Below are 23,085 nucleotides of genomic sequence, written 5' to 3'. Positions count from 1 at the left end.
ACATAATTCTAATAGAACGAAAAATGAAGAAAATTTCATATTATATATATATGGTTGTTGCTTTGACAACAGCCATATTCACCGGTTGTACCGATGAAGATAAATCAGAACCGCTTTTTACAGGTGAACTGAATATCTTTGACTTTGCGCCGACTACGGGAAAAGGAGGTACACAGTTATTGATTAACGGCGAACAGTTTGCGTTGGATGTAAATGCTGTCAGCGTGAGTATCAATGGAGTAGAATTAGCAGTTTTGCAGTCGAACGAAGAGCAGTTGCTAGTAGAAGTGCCGGACAATGAGCTGGTGGATAATGCACCGTTGACGGTGACTGTGGACGGTAAGGCTGTACAATCCAAAGCTAAATTTACTTTCCAGAAAGCTGCACTTGCCAGTTATTCTCCTGCTATGGGTAAAGTAGGGACGGAAGTAAGTATCTATATCTCAAACTTGCCTCTGGAAATTACGAATCCTACCGCTACTTATAAAGATGTGGAAGCAACTTGTGTATTTGATGCGGAAAAAGCGTGTTTTCTAGTGACAATCCCTGAACTTGCAGAAGAAGGAACTTTTCCTATTGTCCTAAGTTTTAATGGCAGAGCATTCTCGGTAGACTTTACATATGATGATGCGCCTATCTTTGAACGTACAATTACTACATTACCGGGAAGCGATGTGCTTTCTGTCAGAAGTTCTATTTGGGAAGGAGCGGACGCTAATCGGTTTGGTAGTATCGCTGTTGATGATAACGGTAATGTGTATGTAGGTGAACTTGGCAATATGTGTATTACTAAGATTACCCCGGACGGTAAGCTGAGTAGAGCTGCCGGTCAAGGTAACTCTAATCCGGATTGGAATATCGACTGGCGGTATACGGAGGGGGGATCTTATGATGCGGATATTCGTCCTGCAGACATAAAGGTAGATAGCAAAGGAAATATTTATGCTTGTGATAGCTGGATTGGCACTTCTGCATTCTTTGAGCCGGACGGCAAAGCTCATTTCTTAGGAAATCCTGCATCCACTATCATTGCCATTGATGAAAAGCATAATCGTTTTTATAGCAGAAATGACAATTGCCTTTTTATGAAAGACTTGGATGATTATGGCACAAGTGTTAAGAGTCAAGGTGATTGGCTTTATGATATATGGGATATTGGAGGAATGGATGTGGATAAGAACACTGGTGATCTTTATGCTGTCAAGAGCCGTTCCAACCAGATTATCAGGTTCCCTTATACCGAGACGGGGTTGGGTGCTCCGGAAGTTGTAGCAGGTTCGGGGGTAGCTGGAAATAGCGACGGGCCTCGTATGGAAGCCACTTTTGCTTCTCCTTGGGGAATTGCGGTTACGCCGGACGGCAATATATTGGTAGCTGGAAATGGTGCTAAAGTTTATGAAGACGGACTGCGTTCACATATCGATCAAAGTATCCGCTATATAGATATGAAGACCGGAATGGTAACAACTTTTGCGGGCTCTGCAACTTCCGGTAATGAAGACGGTATGTTCACTTTACCGGCATATGCGGGAATCAGTTCTGCCGAAGAGATATTGCCGGCTTCGTTCGGTGCGCCTTCTGCCGTATGTGTGGGCAAGGATGGCACGGTATATGTGTTGGATAGGCTGAATAACTGCGTGAAGAAGATTACAACTGTTGAAAAATAACAAACCTTATGAAAACAAATTTTATTCACTATATTGCTCTTGTCCTATTGGTGTGTAGTGTAGGACTGCTGGGCAGCTGTAAAGATGATGACGGGCATAATGCGGGAAGTCCCGTAGTAGTAAATCGTTTCTACCCCACAAGCGGTAGTGCGGGGACTGAAATTCTTATTACCGGTAAGAATTTTACAACTAATGTTGATGAAGTTTCCGTAATGGTAGGTAATATACCTTTAACGGTACTGAGTTGTGATATGAATAACATTATGGCTATAGTCCCTGCCCGTATGGGTGACGGGCGGTTGAAAGTTTCGATTGCCGGACGCGAGCCGGTTACTACAATTGAAAGTTTTGTTTATTCATTTGCCGCGAATGTATCTACGTTTGCCGGAAATGGCGAAGCCGGTTACCAAGACGGTAAAGGTTCTGAAACAATGTTGCATCTTGATGTGACCGAAGAAGATAACACCAATTGGACGTATGGTCCTTGGCAGAGAGGAAGTATCTGCGTCGACAATGACGGTAATGTATATGTAGGAGAAGCCGGCAATGTATGTATTCGTAAGATTACTCCTGACGGAACGGTTACTACCCTGGCAGGTTTTGCCGGTCAGAGAGGTTATGCTGATGGTACAGGGATGCAGGCACGTTTTTCTAACCTTTACGGAATGGATACTGACGCTGCCGGAAATATTTATGTGACTGAAACTGGTAATAATACCATCCGTCAGATTACTCCTGACGGCGTGGTTACTACATTGGGAAATACGAGCAATCAGCCTTGGACATTGGCAGTAGACAAACGGAATGGCGATATTTATTATACGCATCCGTCTACGGGTGTTTGGAAATTCAATCAGGATGGTCCGGATACGCAAGTTGGTGTTAATGAAAGTTCTCTTTTGTGTATGGGAATCGTTGTTGATGCCGCTGGTGATATCTATGTGTCGGAAGCTGCTAACAGTGGTGTGCACCGTATTGTGAAATATATGCATGATGGCTCATCATGGCAGCGCTCTGTAATAGCCGGTAATACCGAACAGGCTTATGTAGACGGTTCGTTCAACGAGGCTCGCTTTTCTTTCCCCGGTGGTTTGGCTGTAGGTCCTGACGGAAATATTTATATTGCAGGTAACGGTGCCTATGGTGGTGACATTAATAATGCAGACCAAAGTATCCGTGTACTGGATTTGCAGAATCATGTGGTGCGTACTGTTGCAGGAAGTTCTTTGGCAGGGTATAATGATGCCAATGGTTCTGCTGCGACATTCAGCGGACCGGAAGATGTGGCTGTAGATAAGGACGGATTGATCTATGTACTTGACAGAAAGAATAATGTGGTAAGAAAGATTGTTTACGAGTAAACAGGACAGGAGTTGACAAGGCTTGTGCATAAGCAAGCCTTGTCAGACTATCCAATCACTTTTTAATTTAGAAAAATGTAAACCCTATAATCCTGAAGAAACAATGAAAAAGAATTTTGTTCTATTGCTGTGCTTTATTCTCGCAATGGGAATGGTTTCATGCGGTGATGATAAACTGGATGAGGCTATTGATACTGAACAAGGAGGCGATGACGGAAAAGACGATGGTGATGACGGTGATGACGGTGAAAAACCGGAGCCGGCAAAAGCAGTCAGTTGGTTTGTTGCCCCGAATGGTAACGATTCGTCTAACGGAATGATTGCAACTCCGCTGAAAACAATCTCTAAGGCTTTGCTGAGAGCCAATCCCGGTGATACCGTGTTTTTGCGGGAAGGTGTGTATAATGAGCATGTGACTCCTTCGAAGTCGGGTACGCGCCAAAAGAGAATCACTATTAAAGCCTATAAAAATGAAGTTGTCAAGATTGACGGCACAGGACTGAAAATAGAGGGATGGGGCAATGCATTGGTACAAATTAAAGATGTGAATTTTATCACAGTGGAAAACCTGCATATCTGCAACGTCATAAATACTGCCAAGAATGCCGATCCTGAAGGTATTCATATCACGGGGACATCTAATAATATTGAGATTCGCGGATGTGAAATTTATAATGTCAAAAACACGTGTACACGAGCCGGACAAGATGTGAACAACGGTCTGGATGATTGGCGTAGCGCCCATGCCATTTTGATAACAGGATTTCATACAACTCCTGTCAGAGACATCCTGATTGAGAAATGTGATATTCATGATATTCATAGCGGTACGAGTGAGACATTCTCACTGGTGGGTAATGTGACGAATTTTACCATACAAGACAATAAAGTGCATGATGTGGAAAATATCGGTATTATTGTAGCAGGAGGAGAAAACTTGAATCCTGGTGGCGACTTGTCTGTTAATTTTGCGCGTGACGGTGTAATCCGTCGTAATAAGATATACAGATGTACGCATCAGAATTCGACGGATTATTGGGGAACAGATGCCTATGGTGCTATTGGTATCTATATATGTGGAGGGGCACGTACGATTGTCGAGCAAAATGAAGTGTGGGGATGCGACCGTGCCATCGGACTGGTGAGTGAAAGCGATCAATATTCCACTACGGATTGTATTGTGCGAAGCAATATAATTTACAACAACTATCGTACGGGGATTTATATGGGCAACTATATAGGCTTCTTCGACGAAGTAAGCGGTACGAGAAACTGCCATATACTGAACAATACGCTTTATCATAACAATTTGGTAGGTGGTTCATACAACGGTACAAACAATACCGAAGGTATCAAGGATAATGAAGACAGTTGCGAAGGCGAACTCCGCATGACGAAAAACTGCTATGATAACGTCATTGCGAACAACCTTGTATATGCAGTAACAGACAGGGATATTTTCGTACGCAAATACACAACGAGCGGAACAGGCAACAAGATAAGCAACAATATCTATTATTCCACCAATCCCAAAAACAAGCGTTGGGTATGGGAAAACGTAGAATACACCTCATGGGAAGCCTATAAAGCAGCCAGTGGAGATACGGGTTCCTTGTTCGATATAGACCCTCTGTTGGTTAATCCGAGCTTGAGCAATCCTAACTTCCGGCTGAAAACAGGTTCACCGGCTGTCAATGCGGGATGGTTTATCAGTTCCTACTTTAATGGCATTGAAGATTTTGCAGGAAATGCACGTTACAGCGGTTCCTCTATCAGTATAGGAGCCTATCAATAAAGTTCAATAGGGTATTATTTTTATAGAGAAAACCACTAGTGTCCCGTTAAAATCGGGACGAGTTATTAATTAATCAAATAATCCCGGAATAAGGGGATTAAATTGTTCTTTGACATCATTGAAATTAGTCTTATTAAACAGCTCTTGTAAAGGCGTTTTATCTGTTAATGAGATGCTAAGAATCTGCAAGACCTCATAAGTTGAACGATTCAGTTGCATATCATATTGGACAATAGCTACTAAACAATAGGTGATGATAGCAACACTAATCTGTATTCGAACCGCATTCTCGGTAGTACCCCAGAACCTTTTTATCTTAAGGTGTTGTTTCAGCCATTTGAAGAAAAGTTCCACGAACCATCTTTTCTTATAAAGATTGGCAACATCAAGTGCAGATATGTGTTTGGCATTCGTCAGGAATGTGAATTCACGATCATCCTCTTCATCATAGAAACGGATGACTCTGAATGATTCAGGATACTTCTTTTCAGAAGTGTACCCTATCAGTTTCACTTCCGCATCTGAAAGGATATTCTTCGGCATTCTACGCTTCCATTTACAGAACTTGCATTTCAGATTAGACTTCGCTCTGACTACAAAGAAAGAACCTGTAAGATGAATCCGATAAAGTTCTTTAAACGAGTCATACGCTCTGTCAAATATATAATAAGCATTTGGCTCATAATTAATTGCGGACATTTCTGTTGAATCATGCCTGGATGCTGTAGTTACTGTATAAAAGGCTGGAAGTTGTGCTTCTATGTCATAAAGGACATGAGCCTTAACTCCACCTTTTTTCTTACGGAACTTCGCCCAAGGGAATGTAGCCAAACATAAAGGAATCGTAGTGGAATCAAACGCATACTTCCTTCCTGGAATATCCAAGATGTGAGTCGATCGTTTTTCACATGCTTCCTTCATCATATAGAAAGCAAAATCTTCGAAGATTCTGTAATCCCGATTCTGATTGGCAGATGCAAGCGTAGTTTTGGCAATGGGCTCACGACCCAATCCCAAATGATAACGCTTTCCTTGATGTGCTTCCAAAGCTACAATCAAGTCACGAAGACTTTCACGATTACTGAGTTGACCGAACATCATTGCAAGTAACTGACTCCAGCAAGTGAAATGTTTCACATAACGATTGCCATCATACTTGTCTACAAGTCTTCTGAACTTATCATTGTTCAAGAATTCTACTAACTGAGCGAAAACATATTTATCTTGGTTCATTTGAGGTCACCTTAATTGACCTCAAAGGTATGATTTCAAATCGTCGCGCCTAAAAAGTAGTATCTAATAGACTATATTTCAATTATTTCAAAGAACTATTTATCCACTTTTACGGGACAGTAATGAGAGAAAACATGAAAAAATATATAAAAGCAATCTACTTTTTATTTATGGGAGCATTACTGTGCGGATGCTCTAATCAGTCGGCTGCAGGGTGGTATGTATCCCCCGGTGGTGACGACCTGGCGGAAGGCGGAAAGAATACTCCGTTGAAGACAGTGGCTAAGGCATTGGAATATGCCCTTCCGGGAGACACCGTCTTTTTGCGTGAAGGGGCATATCATGAGTTTGTCATTCCTACACGTTCGGGCGAACCGGGAAAAGCGATTACTATCAAAAGCTATCCCGGCGAAACAGCCAAGATTGACGGTACAGGCTTGAAGCTGGAAGGATGGTCGGCATTGGTGCAGTTGAGAGATATACAACACTTGACACTGGAAGACTTACATATATGCAATGCGGTGAATGCATCTCCCAATTCCGATCCGGAAGGGATACTCATTAACGGAAAATCGGGTGATATCACAATCCGCAACTGTAAAATATACAATATCAAGAGCGTGTGTCTGGATACGCACGGTAAAGACGATTGGCGCAGTGCCCACGCCATCCTGGTGCTTGGGACCAACGATGAGACACCGATACGCAACCTTACAATTGAGCAGTGTGAGATTTTTGATATGCACACCGGAACGAGTGAATCGTTGACGATTGCCGGAAACGTTGACGGATTTGTTGTTCGGGATTGTGAGGTGCATGATGTCGAAAATATCGGAATCATTGTGGCCGGCGGCGATAATCTTAATCCGGGTGGGGATATCAAGGTGAATTATGCCCGCAACGGAATCGTTCGCAGGAATAAAGTATACAGGTGTACTCATCAATACACCCCTGAGTTTTGGGAAGTGGTTTGTAATAATCCTGCGGCTTACGGGGCTATCGGCATCTATGTCTGTGGCGGAGCGAATACTGTCATTGAGCAAAACGAAGTATGGGAGTGCGACCGTGCCATCGGACTGGTGAGTGAAAGCAACGAACTGTCCACAAAAGATTGTATCGTACGCAATAACTTTGTGTACAACAACTACCGCACAGGCATATATATGGGAGATTATATAGGATATACCAATGGCGGGACTTCCGGATGCCATATTGTGAACAATACTCTATATAACAATAATTTAGTAGGCGGCTCATTGAACGGGAACAACAATTCGGGACAGATAAACGATGCAAAAGACAGTGAAGGAGAAATCCGTCTGACGGAAAACTGCACGGATAATGTAATAATGAATAACCTTATTTATGCATTGAGCGACCGGGATATATTCATACGTAAATATACGGCAACGGGAGACAGGAATGAAATAGGGTACAATCTTTATTTTTCTCCCGGGCAAAAGGTACAGAAATGGTTTTGGGACGGAAAAGAATATACAGACTTCGCAGAATGGCAGAAAGCCAGCGGAGACAAGAACTCTGTTTACAATGTAGATCCGCAACTGAAAAACAAGGGGGTAGAAAAACCTGACTTGCATTTATTGTCCGAATCTCCTGTCAGAAATGTTGGATTTATTATGTCGGGCGCAATAATTGGTGAGTATGATATAGACGGTGATAAACGTATCGGAGATAACAAGATAAATATCGGTGCCGACCAGTAAATTGTATATTTCTCCCGAGATGGGGACAAATATGCAGGTTCAAGAATTTATGAAACTTAACTATATAAGTTATGAAGAAAATACTTCTATTGTTTATTTTACTTCTCGTAGTAGTCAAAGGTTATGCGGACGTGTTCGACGGTGTACAGGGACTTGTAGACCGCCGGGCGCCGTGGCTTGCCAAGCACATCCGCTTTGAGGCAGTATCCTCTCCGGACGGTGATTGCTTCACTCTGCAAACTATCGGGAAGAATCTGGTAGTAAAAGCTACTGACGCAAACACAGCGGCAGTTGGTGTCAATTGGTATTTGAAATACTATTGTCACCGAAGCATGTCTCATCTTGGTGACCAGCTCGCCCCCGTAACTGAGCTTCCGGTCGTAGAACAACCAGTAACAGTCAAAACCTCTGCTATATATCGCTATGCTTTAAATTACTGTACTTATAACTACACCATGAGTTTTTATACCTGGGATGACTGGCAATGGGAACTCGACTGGATGGCGCTTAATGGGGTGAACCTGATGCTTGTGGCCAACGGCTCGGAAGCCGTATGGCAAAACGTGCTCAGGCGGATGAACTATTCAGAGAAGGAAATAGCCGATTTCATCACCGGTCCGGCTTATAATGCCTGGTGGCTGATGGGAAACATCGAAGGTTGGGGAGGTCCTATGCCCCAGTCGCAGATAGACAGCCGGAAGAAATTGGTTCAGAAAATGCTGGCACGCATGAAGTCGTTGGGGATTGAACCTTTAATGCCCGGTTTTTATGGAATGGTGCCGAGTAACTTGAAGACCAAAAGCAAAGCTCATATTATCCCGCAGGGAAATTGGGGAGCTTTCACGCGTCCCGATATCCTTGATCCCACAGATCCGGAGTTTGAACGTATTGCCGCCATTTTCTATGACGAGACACGCCGGCTGTACGGTTCGGATATCCGTTTCTTCTCCGGCGACCCGTTCCATGAGGGGGGAGCTACGGAGAGAGTGTCTTTGGGAGATGCCGGACGGGCTATACAAAAAGTGATGCAGAAGCATTTCCCCGGTTCTATCTGGGTGTTGCAAGGCTGGCAGGATAATCCTAAACCCGGTTTATTGGAAAAACTGGACAAGAGGTATGTGCTTGTTCAGGAATTATTTGGCGAGAATACCAATAATTGGGAAACCCGTAAGGGATACGAAGGAACTCCTTTTATATGGGCTACTGTCACTAATTTCGGTGAACGGCCGGGGATTAATGGAAAACTGCAACGTTTTGCCGATGAAGTTTATAGAGCTTCCCAAGGCGAATATTCTTCTTATATGAAGGGGGTGGGGATATTGCCCGAAGGCATAAACAATAATCCGGTGGCTTATGAACTGTTGCTTGAACTGGTATGGCATAAGGAACACGTAGATGTCGACCGGTGGATTGACGCCTATATCACAGCACGTTATGGTAAGATAACCAATGAAGTACGTGCTGCCTGGAGATTGATGTTGAAATCAATATACAGCAGTGAGGTAGGTTATCAGGAAGGACCTCCTGAAAATATTCTTTGTGCACGTCCGTCGTTGGAGCTTAAATCGGTTTCCAGTTGGGGGCGGCTGGCGAAGAAGTATGATTTGGAACTTTATAAGGAAGCGGCATTGTTATTTGCCGGAGCATTGCCGGAATTTCGCAATGTCCGTACATACCGCATTGATTTGATTCACTTCCTGCGGCAGATGATAGCTAACGAAGCCGATCAGGTCTTTGCGGGTATCGTAGCCGCTTATCAAGCGAAGGATGCGGAGAAATTCGAGAAGGAAACGCGCCGGTTCCTTACGATGATAGATACGGAAAATGAATTATTGTCTCAAGATCCTTTCTTCCGTCTGAGCACCTGGCAACAACAGGCCAAAGATGCAGGCGGCACTTCTGCCGAGAAAAGTAATAATCTCCATAACCTGATGATGTTGATTACTTATTGGGGAGAGCATGTGACTTCGGAGGATAACCTGCATGATTATGCTTACAAAGAGTGGGCGGGTATGATGAATACCTATTATAAAGACCGTTGGATTGTATATTTCGACTATTTGCGTGCACAGCTTCGTGGCGAACAGGCAAAAGCTCCCGATTATTTCCATTGGGAACGTGAGTGGGTGGAGAAGAATCTGAAAATCGCTGACGATGCGCCGCGTATGTCTCTGGAAGAGATTGTGAATGAGATAACTCTTCCGGCTGCCTGCCCGTCATCAGACTTGGCGGAGCTTACCGATACGAAACCGATTGATGAGGCCAAGTGGGAACAGTGCAAATCGGCCTACAACAGTGCATGGGGGGCGACCGATGTCCGTTATAGCCGTACTAACGTGCCGGTGACGGATGTAATGGCTGCCCGCACCTGGAAAGGTACAGCATGGAAGGGGGAAAAGGTCAATGCATTGGCATTGCTCTGGACTACGCGCGACTGCAAAAACATACGGGCGGAAGTCAGCGACTTGAAAGGTTCGGGCGGTGCGGTGATTCCGGCTTCTGCCCTCCGTACTTATTTTTTGCGTTATATCATGACCGATGAGTTGAGTAAAGATGGCAAGTCGGGCTGCGGATATCGCACCAATCATGCGGAGTTTGATTCTTCAATGGTAGCGGATGTGTTGGATATAAAGAGAATATGTGACATCAAAAGCCGTCAGACACAACCGGTATGGCTCAGTTGTCAGGTGCCTTCCGATACCCCCTCGGGAACATATCGGGGCAAGCTGACCTTTCCCGACAGTTCGTTTGCTCCTTTGGATATAGAACTGAAAGTATCCGGCAGGCAACTGCCGCCTGCTGCGGAATGGTCTTTTCATCTTGATTTGTGGCAGAACCCTTATTCGGTGGCGCGTTATCATCAGGTTCCTTTATGGAGTAAAGAGCACTTTGCGGCTATGCGTTCCATTTTTCTGCCGTTGGCAGATGCCGGACAGAAATGTATTACAGCTTCCATTATGCATCAGCCTTGGGGCGGGCAGACTGAAGACCCGTTTGATTCAATGGTGATGCGTGTACGCCAGTTGGATGGAAGCTGGTTGTATAATTATGAAGTATTCGACCGTTGGGTGGAGTTTATGATGTCTTTGGGCATTGACCGTGAGATAAATTGTTATTCACTGATTCCTTGGAAGTTATCTTTCCGCTATTACGATCAGGCTTCTGATGGCATGAAATCGGTGAAAGCTGAAGTCGGAACTGCTGAATACCGTGATTACTGGCTTCCCTTCCTGAAAGACTTCGCCCGCCATTTGAAGGAAAAGGGCTGGTTTGAAATAACAACTATCGCCATGGACGAACGTCCGATGGAGCAGATGCAGAAAGCGATTGCGTTGATACGCGAAGCGGAGCCGGGCTATAAAGTGGCTCTTGCCGGCAACTACCATGATGAAATTGAGAGCGACATTTATGATTATAGCATAGCTTCCGGTCAGGTGTTTCCGGCGGATGTACTGGCAAAGCGGAAGGCGGAAGGGAAGAAAAGCACTTATTATACTTGCTGCACTGAGGCGCGTCCGAATATGTTCACTTTCTCACCTCCGGCAGAATCGAGCTGGCTTGCCTGGTATGCGGCTGCCGAAAACTTTGACGGGTATTTGCGTTGGGCATATAATAGTTGGGTGAAGGAGCCGTTGCAAGATACCCGTTTCCGTACTTGGGCTGCCGGAGACTGTTTCCTGTTTTATCCGGGTGGACGTTCTTCCGTCCGAATGGAAAAGTTGCAGGAAGGAATCCAGGACTTTGAGAAGATTCGTATACTGAGGGATGAGTTTAAGAATCATCCGGCCAAGTTGAAACGGATTGAACAGATATTGTCAGACTTTCGTCTTGAACGCCTGGCAGATGCCCCGGCGGGAAAAATGGTGGACAAAGCCCGGAAAGCAATTAATAATTTTTGAGAAGAATATGACTAAACTAATTTATTATAAGCAATAAGGATTATGAAAAAGATATTTTTCAGTTTAACAATGGTATGTTTGTTTATCGCTTTCTCGGCGTGTAAGCAAAATAAAGGGGATACGGTTCGGCCTATTGTGGTAGAAACGCCGGTGCGTCCTGCCGGACAGGAGGATGTGATTCGGCTGACTGCTCCCAAAATTGATACGGTACGTGTCGGATTCATCGGATTGGGAATGCGTGGTCCGGGAGCTGTCGCACGTTTTACGCATATTCCGGGAACACAGATTAAGGCTTTATGCGATATCCGTCAGGATTGTGTGGAGAAAGCGCAGAATATTCTGCGGGAAGCCGGTCTGCCGGAAGCTGCTGCTTATTATGGGGATGAAAATTCATGGAAACAGTTGTGTGACAGGGACGATATTGATCTTGTTTATGTGGCGACGGACTGGAGACATCATGCCGAAATGGGTATCTATGCGATGGAGCACGGAAAACACGTTGCTATTGAAGTCCCGGCTGCTATGACATTGGAGGAAATCTGGAATCTTATAAATACTTCCGAAAAGACCCGCAAGCACTGTATGCAACTGGAGAATTGTGTATATGATTTCTTTGAACTCACTACGTTGAACATGGCTCAACAGGGTGTGTTTGGTGAAATTCTGCATGTAGAAGGGGCGTATATTCATAATCTGGAGGATTATTGGTCGTCTTACTGGAACAATTGGCGTATGGACTACAATCGTAACAACCGCGGAGACGTATATGCTACACACGGCATCGGTCCTGCTTGCCAGTTGCTTGATATTCATCGGGGGGATCGCATGAAAACGCTGGTGGCAATGGATACAAAGGCGGTGAACGGTCCGGCATATATCCGGAAAACAACGGGCGAAGAGGTGAAAGACTTTCAGAACGGCGACCAGACTACTACTGTGATTCGTACCGAAAACGGCAAGACGATGCTTATCCAGCATAATGTAATGACTCCGCGTCCGTATAGCCGTATGTATCAGTTGGTCGGTACCGACGGATATGCCAGCAAATATCCGGTTGAGGAATACTGTCTGCGTCCGGAACAGGTGGATACGAATGTGGTGCTCAATCATGAGAACCTGAACGCTCACGGGGCTATGCCCGAAGAGGCAAAAGTGGCAATGATGAACGCATACAAGCATCCTATTCATGTGGAATTGGAAGAGACGGCCAAGAAAGTTGGCGGTCATGGCGGTATGGACTATATAATGGATTACCGGCTGGTTTATTGCTTGCGCAATGGATTGCCGTTGGATATGGATGTCTATGATTTGGCCGAATGGTGCTGCATGGCCGAGTTGACTCGTCTTTCCATTGAAAATAACTCGGCTCCGGTAGCAGTACCCGATTTTACACGCGGCGGGTGGAACAAGGTTACTAAGTATCAACATGCTTTTGTAAACTAAGAGGAGAAACAGATGAAACAACAACAATTTTATAAAAATCTGCTTTGTCTGTTGATGCCGTTTCTACTGAGTGCCTGTTTGTCTTCGAAAGAGCGTATCAAGGCAGATGCGGGAGCTTTTACTATTGACGGCAAGGATGTACAGTTGATTTGCGGGGAGATGCATTATCCCCGCATCCCTCACGAATACTGGCGCGACCGGCTGCAGAGAGCCCGTGCGATGGGGCTGAACACAATCTCGGTTTATGTGTTCTGGAACTTTCACGAGCGTCAGCCCGGTGAGTTTGATTTCAGCGGGCAGGCAGATGTTGCCGAGTTTGTCCGTCTGGCACAGGAAGAAGGTTTGTATGTGATATTACGTCCGGGACCTTATGTCTGTGCTGAGTGGGACTTCGGCGGATACCCTTCTTGGCTGTTGAAAGAAAAGGACATGGTTTACCGCAGCAAAGATTCCCGCTTCCTGCGATATTGTGAACGGTATATAAAAGCGCTTGGCAAACAGTTGGCACCGTTGACTGTCAATAACGGGGGAAATATACTCATGGTGCAGGTGGAAAACGAATATGGCTCTTACGCGGCGGATAAGGAATATCTGGCAGCTCTCCGCGATATGATAAAAGATGCAGGGTTCAATGTCCCGCTGTTTACTTGTGACGGTGGCGGACAGGTTGAGGCCGGACATATCGACGGTACATTGCCGACATTGAATGGAGTATTCAGCGAAGATATCTTTAAAATCGTGGATAAATATCATCCGGGCGGTCCGTATTTTGTGGCGGAATTTTATCCGGCATGGTTCGACGTATGGGGACAGCATCATTCGACGGTCGATTATAAACGTCCGGCGGAACAACTGGACTGGATGCTGGGGCATGGAGTATCTGTCAGTATGTATATGTTTCACGGAGGAACGAATTTCTGGTATACGAACGGTGCGAATACGGCCGGTGGTTACCGTCCGCAGCCTACAAGCTATGATTATGATGCGCCTTTGGGGGAATGGGGAAACTGTTATCCGAAATATCATGCTTTCAGGGAGGTTATTCAGAAATATTTGCCTCAAGGAACGGTTCTGCCGGAAGTGCCTGCTGATAATCCTACGACGGCATTTGCAACGATTGAACTGAAAGAGAGTGCTCCGCTGAAAGCTGCTTTTCATCAGACTACCGAATCGGAAAATGTGCTTTCAATGGAAGATTTGGGAGTTGATTTCGGTTATATACATTATGAGACTACTCTCAACAAGGCGGGCAAGCAAAAACTGATAATACAGGATTTGCGTGATTATGCCGTGATTCTGGTCGACGGTAGACAAGTGGCAAGCTTGGATCGCCGTTACAATCAGAACAATGTGATGCTCGATATCCGGAAAGCTCCTGCTAAATTAGAAATATTGGTCGAAAATTCGGGCCGTGTCAATTATGGTCCTGATATATTGTTCAACCGGAAAGGAATTACGAATCAGGTATTGTGGGGAGATGAAAAGTTGACCGGATGGTCTATCACTCCTTTGCCGCTTTACAAAGAAAAGGTCTCCGAAATGAATTTTGGCGGGAGTATCCAGGGGAAACCGGCTTTCCATCGGGGAATATTCACCATTCAGAAGAAAGGCGACTGCTTTGTTGATATGAGCCGTTGGGGGAAAGGTGCTGTTTGGGTGAATGGTAAATCGCTGGGACGGTTTTGGAATATCGGTCCGCAGCAGACTTTATATTTGCCTGCCCCGTGGCTGAAAGAAGGGGAGAATGAAATAGTCGTTTTTGAAATGGAAGATACCGGCAACCGTACTTTACAAGGGTTGGACCGTCCCATACTTGATAGTTTGGGAGTGGACAAGAATTATCGGCAAGGGCAACGCCGCGCCGTTCAGGGAACTCCGATTCTTGAGAAGGGGGATGTTGCACTGGAAGCTACCGTGCAGGAAACCAATGACTGGCAACAATTTGCATTTCCTGTAGCCGCTACTCTCCGCCATTTTTGCATCGAAACGCTTTCTTCTTATACCGATGACAATCAAGCTTGTATTTCAGAGGTTGAGTTGTTGGATGATAAGGGACAGGCGATTGATAAGACAAAGTGGGATGTGGTTTATGTAAGCAGTGAACTGTCTGATAAAAATCTTGGGATAGGAGAGAATTTATATGATGGCGATGTCTCTTCATTCTGGCATACAGACCCGGCTGTTAGTTCTACTCATCCTCATCAGATCATTATTGATATGAAAGAGATATATAAGGTTTCTGCCCTGCGGGTGAAAGTGCGTGAAGGGTCATTCTTATCCGGAAAAGTAAAAGATATCCGGATATATACCCGCCCGCAATTCTTTTTGTTTCGTCAGTAGGTTACAGGATTGAATCACATCATATTTGCCCTTTCCTCACGTTTTCATCTCTCTGCTTATTGAGATTGGTGTGCGGAAAGGGCTTCTCTTTCTAAAAAGTTTTTATTCATTTTTGCCCTCATACCCTCATAAATATCTTGAATCGCTTTGTTCATCGTTGTTTCCTCTATGGTAGCAGGTCGTTTTATCCCCCTGATAGTAACTTTTGCTCTCATACTGATTTTTTACTTTTAATAAGTAATAGGCTTGTAACCAGTGTGATATATGTTTCTTTGTGCTAAGTCTGTATACTCCATGCCGGCTGCTTTTTGTGCCTGATTTGCTTCATATAGCCTCTAATCTTATGCCTGTTTCGGTTTCAAGTACCCGTTTTTTCTTCTTTTTCTCCTATATATCATACGTAAAGCCCTTATATATTATATGTCGGTTCCTTATATGTCATACGTAACTTCCTTATATATTATATGTCATTCTTTGTATGTTGTATGTCAATCCTTTGTTATTCTAATGTTTTCCCTTCATCATGTGTAGGGGCTCACAATTGTGGGCTTTTTTGTTCATATATGTGGTCGTATCTATCTACGGCTGTTAGCTTATTTGTTTACTGGAGTGAGCCCTTTCACATGACTAAGGGAAGATGTACAGATGGCTAAGGAAAGATGTCCGGACAATAGTGGGATGACATCTTGATGTCTGTTTCGTGTGTTGTAAAGTACCGCTTGATGATATGAAATAAAGCGGTACATTCCTTCATGTTTACCTTGAAAGATGTTGCTGTTTAATGATTCTTCTGTTTCAGAAGTGTTGCTTTCCTTATGAGAAATGATTGATAAACGTATGAGAAATACACTGTTTTTAGGTTAATATGATGGGAAAAGCATGAGAAATCCCGTTTTTGATTTTATTTCTCATAGTGTTATCTGATTGATTTGTATGTGATTACTATATAAACCATGAGAATATGAGAAATACTTTTTTTTAATCTCCTCGCGCGCATAACGTACGCACGTATACACGCACGTGAATATAATAAGGTGTCCCCTTGTTCCCTTTGCCGCCCCCGCCTTCTCGTATTCTAAAAAATATGTTCTACAACATCATTATCAATCAGCGAGTTATCATCACCATTCAAAAATAATTAGAAAAAAGAGTGTGATATATTTGGAGTATATACTAAAAGGGAGTACTTTTGCACCCGCTTTCCAAGAGAAGAAAGCCTTGATATAATGACTTAGTGATAAAGCGAGCTCCGGCTTAAAAATAAGAACAAAAAAACTTCCAGAAAAGTTTGGATAATAGAAATAAAAGTTCTTATCTTTGCAGTCCGAATCGCAAGGCAAACGGTTTTAGTCCTTCTTTTTTAATTATTCTTTCCCTTTCGCAAGAGAGCCTGAGAAATGAGTTTAAAAAGAAAAAACAAAAAAAACTTTCGAAAAAGTTTGGTAGTTAAAATAAAACCTCTTACCTTTGCACCCGCTTTTGAAACGAAAGCGACAAGTTCTTTGAAATATTGATAAACAATACAAGTAGTACAAGTTAAAAAATAGAACCGTCAATGCTTGTTTTCAACTATAGTAATATAAGTGAGACACAGGTATTTGAAATAGAGTCAATAAATTGTACGGCATCCTGAACAGAGCAAAAAACAGCAGTAATGCTGATTAACAATACTTTTACAATGAAGAGTTTGATCCTGGCTCAGGATGAACGCTAGCTACAGGCTTAACACATGCAAGTCGAGGGGCAGCATTTCAGTTTGCTTGCAAACTGGAGATGGCGACCGGCGCACGGGTGAGTAACACGTATCCAACCTGCCGATAACTCGGGGATAGCCTTTCGAAAGAAAGATTAATATCCGATGGCATATTTCTCCCGCATGAGAGAAATATTAAAGAATTTCGGTTATCGATGGGGATGCGTTCCATTAGTTTGTTGGCGGGGTAACGGCCCACCAAGACTACGATGGATAGGGGTTCTGAGAGGAAGGTCCCCCACATTGGAACTGAGACACGGTCCAAACTCCTACGGGAGGCAGCAGTGAGGAATATTGGTCAATGGACGAGAGTCTGAACCAGCCAAGTAGCGTGAAGGATGACTGCCCTATGGGTTGTAAACTTCTTTTATATGGGAATAAAATGTTCCACGTGTGGGATTTTGTATGTACCATATGAATAAGGATCGGCTAACTCCGTGCCAGCAGCCGCGGTAATACGGAGGATCCGAGCGTTATCCGGATTTATTGGGTTTAAAGGGAGCGTAGGTGGATTGTTAAGTCAGTTGTGAAAGTTTGCGGCTCAACCGTAAAATTGCAGTTGAAACTGGCAGTCTTGAGTACAGTAGAGGTGGGCGGAATTCGTGGTGTAGCGGTGAAATGCTTAGATATCACGAAGAACTCCGATTGCGAAGGCAGCTCACTAGACTGGTCACTGACACTGAGGCTCGAAAGTGTGGGTATCAAACAGGATTAGATACCCTGGTAGTCCACACAGTAAACGATGAATACTCGCTGTTTGCGATATACAGCAAGCGGCCAAGCGAAAGCATTAAGTATTCCACCTGGGGAGTACGCCGGCAACGGTGAAACTCAAAGGAATTGACGGGGGCCCGCACAAGCGGAGGAACATGTGGTTTAATTCGATGATACGCGAGGAACCTTACCCGGGCTTAAATTGCATTTGAATATAGTGGAAACATTATAGCCGCAAGGCAAATGTGAAGGTGCTGCATGGTTGTCGTCAGCTCGTGCCGTGAGGTGTCGGCTTAAGTGCCATAACGAGCGCAACCCTTATCTTCAGTTACTAACAGGTCATGCTGAGGACTCTGGAGAGACTGCCGTCGTAAGATGTGAGGAAGGTGGGGATGACGTCAAATCAGCACGGCCCTTACGTCCGGGGCTACACACGTGTTACAATGGGGGGTACAGAAGGCCGCTACCTGGTGACAGGATGCCAATCCCAAAAACCTCTCTCAGTTCGGATCGAAGTCTGCAACCCGACTTCGTGAAGCTGGATTCGCTAGTAATCGCGCATCAGCCATGGCGCGGTGAATACGTTCCCGGGCCTTGTACACACCGCCCGTCAAGCCATGAAAGCCGGGGGTACCTGAAGTACGTAACCGCAAGGAGCGTCCTAGGGTAAAACTGGTAATTGGGGCTAAGTCGTAACAAGGTAGCCGTACCGGAAGGTGCGGCTGGAACACCTCCTTTCTGGAGCGATGTCGTAACAAATGACTTTATTGAGGTTCTGTTTTTTGTACTACTGGTACTTGTTTATTTATAGAATATAGATCAACCATCTATAGAATTATAGATAGAGATAAACAAGAGAAAAAAGAAGCCGAGTCTAACATCAGGTAGACAAGGTTGAACTAGTCCTATAGCTCAGTTGGTTAGAGCGCTACACTGATAATGTAGAGGTCGGCAGTTCAACTCTGCCTGGGACTACCAAGCTCAAGAAGGAGGAAAAGCGAAAGCCAAAAACCAGATTCTTGATAACCTCTTGGGGGATTAGCTCAGCTGGCTAGAGCATCTGCCTTGCACGCAGAGGGTCAACGGTTCGAATCCGTTATTCTCCACTCTCTCTGAAAAGAGAAAACGATCTTTGACATGATGATAACAAAAAGTAAAATTTTAGTAAAGAGCTAAAAGTATATATCGAACCGTACGTTCTTTCCTCATCAACATTGCCCAGGCAGTGCCAAGTTGGAAAGAAGTCAGTTTGAAAGAAAGTAAGCAAGGGCGCATGGCGGATGCCTTGGCTCTCGGAGGCGATGAAGGACGTGATAAGCTGCGATAAGCTTCGGGTAGGTGCAAATAACCTTTGATCCGGAGATTTCCGAATGGGATAACCCGTCATTCTGAAGGAATGACATCTTGCATAGCAAGAGGCTAACACAGGGAACTGAAACATCTTAGTACCTGTAGGAAAAGAAAATAATAATGATTCCCCTAGTAGTGGCGAGCGAACGGGGATTAGCCCAAACCATGTATGTTACGGCATATATGGGGTTGTAGGACCACGTTGTCGCAAGACATTTAGTGAGAAGAATTCTTTGGAAAATGAAACCATAGACGGTGATAGTCCGGTATTCGAAGCTAAACGAAGCGTAGTGGTATCCTGAGTAGCGCGGGACACGAGGAATCTTGCGTGAATCCGCCGGGACCATCCGGTAAGGCTAAATACTCCCGAGAGACCGATAGCGAACCAGTACTGTGAAGGAAAGGTGAAAAGAACTTCGAACAGAAGAGTGAAATAGTCCCTGAAACCATGCGCCTACAAGCGGTCGGAGCTTCGTAAGAAGTGACGGCGTGCCTTTTGCATAATGAACCTACGAGTTACTTTTTCCGGCAAGGTTAAGCATTTTAAAATGTGTAGCCGAAGCGAAAGCGAGTCTGAACAGGGCGATTAGTCGGAAGGAGTAGACGCGAAACCAAGTGATCTACCCTTGGTCAGGTTGAAGGTTAGGTAACACTAACTGGAGGACCGAACCGATAAGCGTTGAAAAGCTTCCGGATGAACTGAGGGTGGGGGTGAAAGGCTAATCAAACTTGGAGATAGCTCGTACTCCCCGAAATGCATTTAGGTGCAGCCTTGGGAATTACTACTGTGAGGTAGAGCGACTGATAAGATGCGAGGGCTTCACCGCCTATCAAGTCTTGATAAACTCCGAATGCGCAGTAGTTCGATCCCAGGAGTGAGGGCATGGGTGCTAAGGTCCATGTCCTAAAGGAGAAGAATCCAGACCATCAGCTAAGGTCCCGAAATAATTGCTAAGTTGAACTAACGAAGTCAGATTGCTAAGACAGCTAGGATGTTGGCTTGGAAGCAGCCATTCATTTAAAGAGTGCGTAACAGCTCACTAGTCGAGGAGTTTGGCGTGGATAATAATCGGGCATCAAGCAATTTACCGAAGCTATGGGATCAGTAATGATCGGTAGGGGAGCATTCCACTCTGCGTCGAAGGTGAAGCGTGAGCTTTGCTGGAGCGTGTGGAAAAGCAAATGTAGGTATAAGTAACGATAAAGGGGGTGAGAAACCCCCTCGCCGAAAGACTAAGGTTTCCTGATCAACGCTAATCGGATCAGGGTTAGTCGGGTCCTAAGGCTCAGCCGAACGGTGATGCCGATGGCAGAACAGGTTAATATTCCTGTACTACCTTAAGGAGTGACGTGGAGACGGAGCAGTGACAGCGCCGCGGACTGACGGAATAGTCCGTTGAAGGGTGTAGATGTTGATTGTGGCAGGCAAATCCACCGCAAGAGTCGAACCTGATAGTATGGAACGTTCTTCGGAACAATCCAATAGTGCGTGTAAACATACTTCCAAGAAAATCCGCTAAACTTAATCTTTAAGGTACCCGTACCGCAAACGGACACACGTAGTCGGGTTGAATATACTAAGGCGCTTGAGTGATTCACGGTTAAGGAACTAGGCAAATTGACCCTGTAACTTCGGGATAAAGGGTCCCAACGAGAGTTGGGCGCAGAGAATAGGTCCAGGCAACTGTTTAACAAAAACACAGGGCTGTGCAAAATTGAAAGATTACGTATACAGCCTGACACCTGCCCGGTGCTGGAAGGTTAAGAGGAGATGTCATCGCAAGAGAAGCATTGAATTGAAGCCCCAGTAAACGGCGGCCGTAACTATAACGGTCCTAAGGTAGCGAAATTCCTTGTCGGGTAAGTTCCGACCTGCACGAATGGTGTAATGATCTGGACACTGTCTCAACCGTGAGCTCAGTGAAATTGTAGTATCGGTGAAGATGCCGATTACCCGCGATGGGACGAAAAGACCCCGTGAACCTTTACTATAGCTTAACATTGAATTTGGGTAATTGATGTGTAGGATAGGCCGGAGACTTTGAAGCGCAGACGCCAGTTTGTGTGGAGTCGCTGTTGAAATACGGCCCTTTGATTATTTGAGTTCTAACTCCTAAAAAGGAGGACACTGTTTGGTGGGTAGTTTGACTGGGGTGGTCGCCTCCAAAAGTGTAACGGAGGCTTCTAAAGGTGCCCTCAGGACGATTGGTAACCGTCCGTAGAGTGTAATGGCATAAGGGCGCTTGACTGGGAGACATACAAGTCGATCAGGTAGGAAACTAGAGCATAGTGATCCGGTGTTTCCGCATGGAAGGGACATCGCTCAAAGGATAAAAGGTACTCCGGGGATAACAGGCTGATCCCTCCCAAGAGCTCATATCGACGGAGGGGTTTGGCACCTCGATGTCGGCTCGTCACATCCTGGGGCTGGAGAAGGTCCCAAGGGTTGGGCTGTTCGCCCATTAAAGTGGCACGCGAGCTGGGTTCAGAACGTCGTGAGACAGTTCGGTCTCTATCTATCGTGGGCGTATGAAATTTGCGTGGCTCTGACACTAGTACGAGAGGACCGTGTTGGACTGACCGCTGGTTTACCAGTTGTGCCGCCAGGTGCATCGCTGGGTATCTAAGTCGGGATTGGATAAGTGCTGAAAGCATCTAAGTACGAAGCCAGCCACAAGATTAGATTTCTTAGGGTCGTCAAAGACGATGACGTTGATAGGATGCAGGTGTAAAGGTGGTAACATCATAGCCGAGCATTACTAATTGCCCGTTCACTTTCTTTCGGACTTGTACGGGTCGCGATATATACGTTTAGCTATTGCTAATTTTACTTTTTCATCATGTCATAACCTTATTCAGGTGGTTATAGCACGAGGGTTCCACCTCTTCCCATTCCGAACAGAGAAGTTAAGCCTCGTCACGCCGATGGTACTGCGTAACAGTGGGAGAGTAGGTAGCCGCCGTTTTTGAAGAGGCCCCTTGATTCATTAAGAGTCAAGGGGATTTCTGTTTTTATACACTTATACCGCTTCTCTATAACTTTCCAAAATAACATACTATGCTGTCCCATGAAACCGGATATAGATTAAAGAAGTTCAGTCCGATCGTTGAATAATAACGGCCGGACAACTTTTTAAATGTTTTTTAAGACATAAAATTGCTTTCTTAAAGAACAATCTTCTTTGTAGCTTGTTCTAATAATAGAGTTAAACTTTATAGTTTAAATGATGTGAACAACAACAAACGTACGCTTTTATTGCTTACATTTGTTGCCGGATATAAACAAGGACAATATAACAACTAAAATACAATGAAAGTTTCCCCGAAATTCATATTAGCTTTTTTTCTGCTGATGCTATCCTTTAGCATAAGTGGAATTGCCGGGAATTCATCTTCTTGTATTTCAGCTTGCGCTTCTTCTTGTCAATTCTCTGAAGCAACTTCCGTGACTAATCAAAGCTCATCTGTCAATGGTCATTCTGTGGGCTATAATCACTCTCAGTCTTTGTCTATTTCGGACGTAGAATTGGGTTTTAAACCGATTACTGAATCAAATGCTAATAATTACCGTCTGCGTAGAATCATTGAAATAAATGACTCTTTAAAGGACATTATACATAAGTTCTTCTTGTTAAGAGAAAACTCACTTGTATTAGATCGAAGTAAATCTTATTATTCGGATAAGGATCCACATTATTCCATTATCTGCAGCGACTACTATGTGTTCGCTCTAAGACGTATCCTTATTTAGTATTTCTCCCGTTTTTACTCGTATTAATTTACTTTTCGTACTTCTGTATGAACTG

10 protein-coding genes, 2 tRNA genes and 3 rRNA genes are annotated in these 23,085 nt (G+C 44.5%); 13 read left to right on the top strand and 2 right to left on the bottom strand.

What is annotated here, in order from left to right:
* Window positions 1-23 precede the first annotated feature (23 nt).
* The 3 genes from ACGHVY_RS21465 (at window position 24) to ACGHVY_RS21455 (ending at window position 4,823) form a co-directional block, all read left to right on the top strand.
* A complete protein-coding gene (locus ACGHVY_RS21465) occupies window positions 24-1,667 on the top strand; it encodes an IPT/TIG domain-containing protein (RefSeq protein ID WP_390601468.1) in 1,644 nt (547 codons plus the stop codon).
* A gap of 8 nt (window positions 1,668-1,675) precedes the next feature.
* On the top strand, window positions 1,676-3,028 hold the full coding sequence (locus ACGHVY_RS21460) for an IPT/TIG domain-containing protein (protein ID WP_390601466.1): 1,353 nt from the start codon (window positions 1,676-1,678) through the stop codon (window positions 3,026-3,028).
* Between the two features lie 103 nt (window positions 3,029-3,131).
* Complete coding sequence (locus ACGHVY_RS21455; RefSeq protein WP_390601465.1) at window positions 3,132-4,823, top strand: right-handed parallel beta-helix repeat-containing protein; 1,692 nt, start codon at window positions 3,132-3,134, stop codon at window positions 4,821-4,823.
* Between the two features lie 69 nt (window positions 4,824-4,892).
* Here the strand turns inward: ACGHVY_RS21455 and ACGHVY_RS21450 are convergent, their stop codons facing one another.
* Entirely contained in the window at window positions 4,893-6,056 is a 1,164-nt protein-coding gene (locus ACGHVY_RS21450) for an IS4 family transposase (protein ID WP_002561845.1), read from the bottom strand.
* A gap of 134 nt (window positions 6,057-6,190) precedes the next feature.
* On the opposite strand from ACGHVY_RS21450, the gene ACGHVY_RS21445 reads away from it, so the two are divergent.
* The 4 genes from ACGHVY_RS21445 (at window position 6,191) to ACGHVY_RS21430 (ending at window position 15,462) form a co-directional block, all read left to right on the top strand.
* Complete coding sequence (locus ACGHVY_RS21445; protein ID WP_390601464.1) at window positions 6,191-7,780, top strand: right-handed parallel beta-helix repeat-containing protein; 1,590 nt, start codon at window positions 6,191-6,193, stop codon at window positions 7,778-7,780.
* A gap of 71 nt (window positions 7,781-7,851) precedes the next feature.
* Window positions 7,852-11,679, top strand: coding sequence for a glycoside hydrolase domain-containing protein (locus ACGHVY_RS21440; RefSeq protein WP_390601462.1), 3,828 nt, complete (start codon window positions 7,852-7,854; stop codon window positions 11,677-11,679).
* Window positions 11,680-11,748: 69 nt separating this feature from the next.
* Window positions 11,749-13,122, top strand: a complete 1,374-nt coding sequence (locus ACGHVY_RS21435) for a Gfo/Idh/MocA family protein (RefSeq protein ID WP_390602062.1) — start codon at window positions 11,749-11,751, stop codon at window positions 13,120-13,122.
* A 12-nt stretch (window positions 13,123-13,134) separates the two neighbouring features.
* Window positions 13,135-15,462: a beta-galactosidase gene (locus tag ACGHVY_RS21430; RefSeq protein WP_390601461.1), complete on the top strand. Its 2,328-nt coding sequence runs from the start codon at window positions 13,135-13,137 to the stop codon at window positions 15,460-15,462.
* 56 nt (window positions 15,463-15,518) lie between these two features.
* Here ACGHVY_RS21430 and ACGHVY_RS21425 read toward each other — a convergent pair whose 3' ends face one another.
* Window positions 15,519-15,677 (bottom strand): hypothetical protein, encoded by a 159-nt coding sequence (locus tag ACGHVY_RS21425; RefSeq protein ID WP_390601459.1) that lies wholly within the window; start codon window positions 15,675-15,677, stop codon window positions 15,519-15,521.
* 1,460 nt (window positions 15,678-17,137) lie between these two features.
* Between ACGHVY_RS21425 and ACGHVY_RS21420 the strand changes: the two genes are divergently transcribed.
* The 6 genes from ACGHVY_RS21420 to ACGHVY_RS21395 all read left to right on the top strand — a co-directional run bounded on the left by ACGHVY_RS21420 (window position 17,138) and on the right by ACGHVY_RS21395 (window position 23,030).
* Window positions 17,138-18,667: ribosomal RNA gene (locus tag ACGHVY_RS21420) — 16S ribosomal RNA — on the top strand.
* A gap of 163 nt (window positions 18,668-18,830) precedes the next feature.
* Window positions 18,831-18,907: transfer RNA gene (locus tag ACGHVY_RS21415), tRNA-Ile, on the top strand.
* Between the two features lie 54 nt (window positions 18,908-18,961).
* Window positions 18,962-19,035: transfer RNA gene (locus ACGHVY_RS21410), tRNA-Ala, on the top strand.
* 147 nt (window positions 19,036-19,182) lie between these two features.
* A 23S ribosomal RNA gene (locus ACGHVY_RS21405) occupies window positions 19,183-22,062 on the top strand.
* 72 nt (window positions 22,063-22,134) lie between these two features.
* Window positions 22,135-22,245, top strand: a 5S ribosomal RNA gene (rrf, locus tag ACGHVY_RS21400).
* Together the 16S, 23S and 5S rRNA genes with 2 tRNA genes alongside form the textbook arrangement of a ribosomal RNA operon.
* A gap of 344 nt (window positions 22,246-22,589) precedes the next feature.
* Window positions 22,590-23,030 (top strand): hypothetical protein, encoded by a 441-nt coding sequence (locus tag ACGHVY_RS21395; protein WP_390601456.1) that lies wholly within the window; start codon window positions 22,590-22,592, stop codon window positions 23,028-23,030.
* Window positions 23,031-23,085 lie beyond the last annotated feature (55 nt).

It is taken from the genome of Bacteroides sp. f07, assembly GCF_042854785.1.
GTDB lineage: Bacteria > Bacteroidota > Bacteroidia > Bacteroidales > Bacteroidaceae > Bacteroides.
Note: the sequence above shows the minus strand (reverse complement) of the source record. Positions and strands in the feature narration are given on the sequence as shown.

What these genes read in the sequence shown, in the direction of transcription:
- ACGHVY_RS21465 (WP_390601468.1), top strand. Translation starts at nt 24, where the DNA reads ATGAAGAAAATTTCATATTATATATATATGGTTGTTGCTTTGACAACA.
- ACGHVY_RS21460 (WP_390601466.1), top strand. Translation starts at nt 1,676, where the DNA reads ATGAAAACAAATTTTATTCACTATATTGCTCTTGTCCTATTGGTGTGT.
- ACGHVY_RS21455 (WP_390601465.1), top strand. Translation starts at nt 3,132, where the DNA reads ATGAAAAAGAATTTTGTTCTATTGCTGTGCTTTATTCTCGCAATGGGA.
- ACGHVY_RS21450 (WP_002561845.1), bottom strand. Translation starts at nt 6,056, where the DNA reads ATGAACCAAGATAAATATGTTTTCGCTCAGTTAGTAGAATTCTTGAAC.
- ACGHVY_RS21445 (WP_390601464.1), top strand. Translation starts at nt 6,191, where the DNA reads ATGAAAAAATATATAAAAGCAATCTACTTTTTATTTATGGGAGCATTA.
- ACGHVY_RS21440 (WP_390601462.1), top strand. Translation starts at nt 7,852, where the DNA reads ATGAAGAAAATACTTCTATTGTTTATTTTACTTCTCGTAGTAGTCAAA.
- ACGHVY_RS21435 (WP_390602062.1), top strand. Translation starts at nt 11,749, where the DNA reads ATGGTATGTTTGTTTATCGCTTTCTCGGCGTGTAAGCAAAATAAAGGG.
- ACGHVY_RS21430 (WP_390601461.1), top strand. Translation starts at nt 13,135, where the DNA reads ATGAAACAACAACAATTTTATAAAAATCTGCTTTGTCTGTTGATGCCG.
- ACGHVY_RS21425 (WP_390601459.1), bottom strand. Translation starts at nt 15,677, where the DNA reads ATGAGAGCAAAAGTTACTATCAGGGGGATAAAACGACCTGCTACCATA.
- ACGHVY_RS21395 (WP_390601456.1), top strand. Translation starts at nt 22,590, where the DNA reads ATGAAAGTTTCCCCGAAATTCATATTAGCTTTTTTTCTGCTGATGCTA.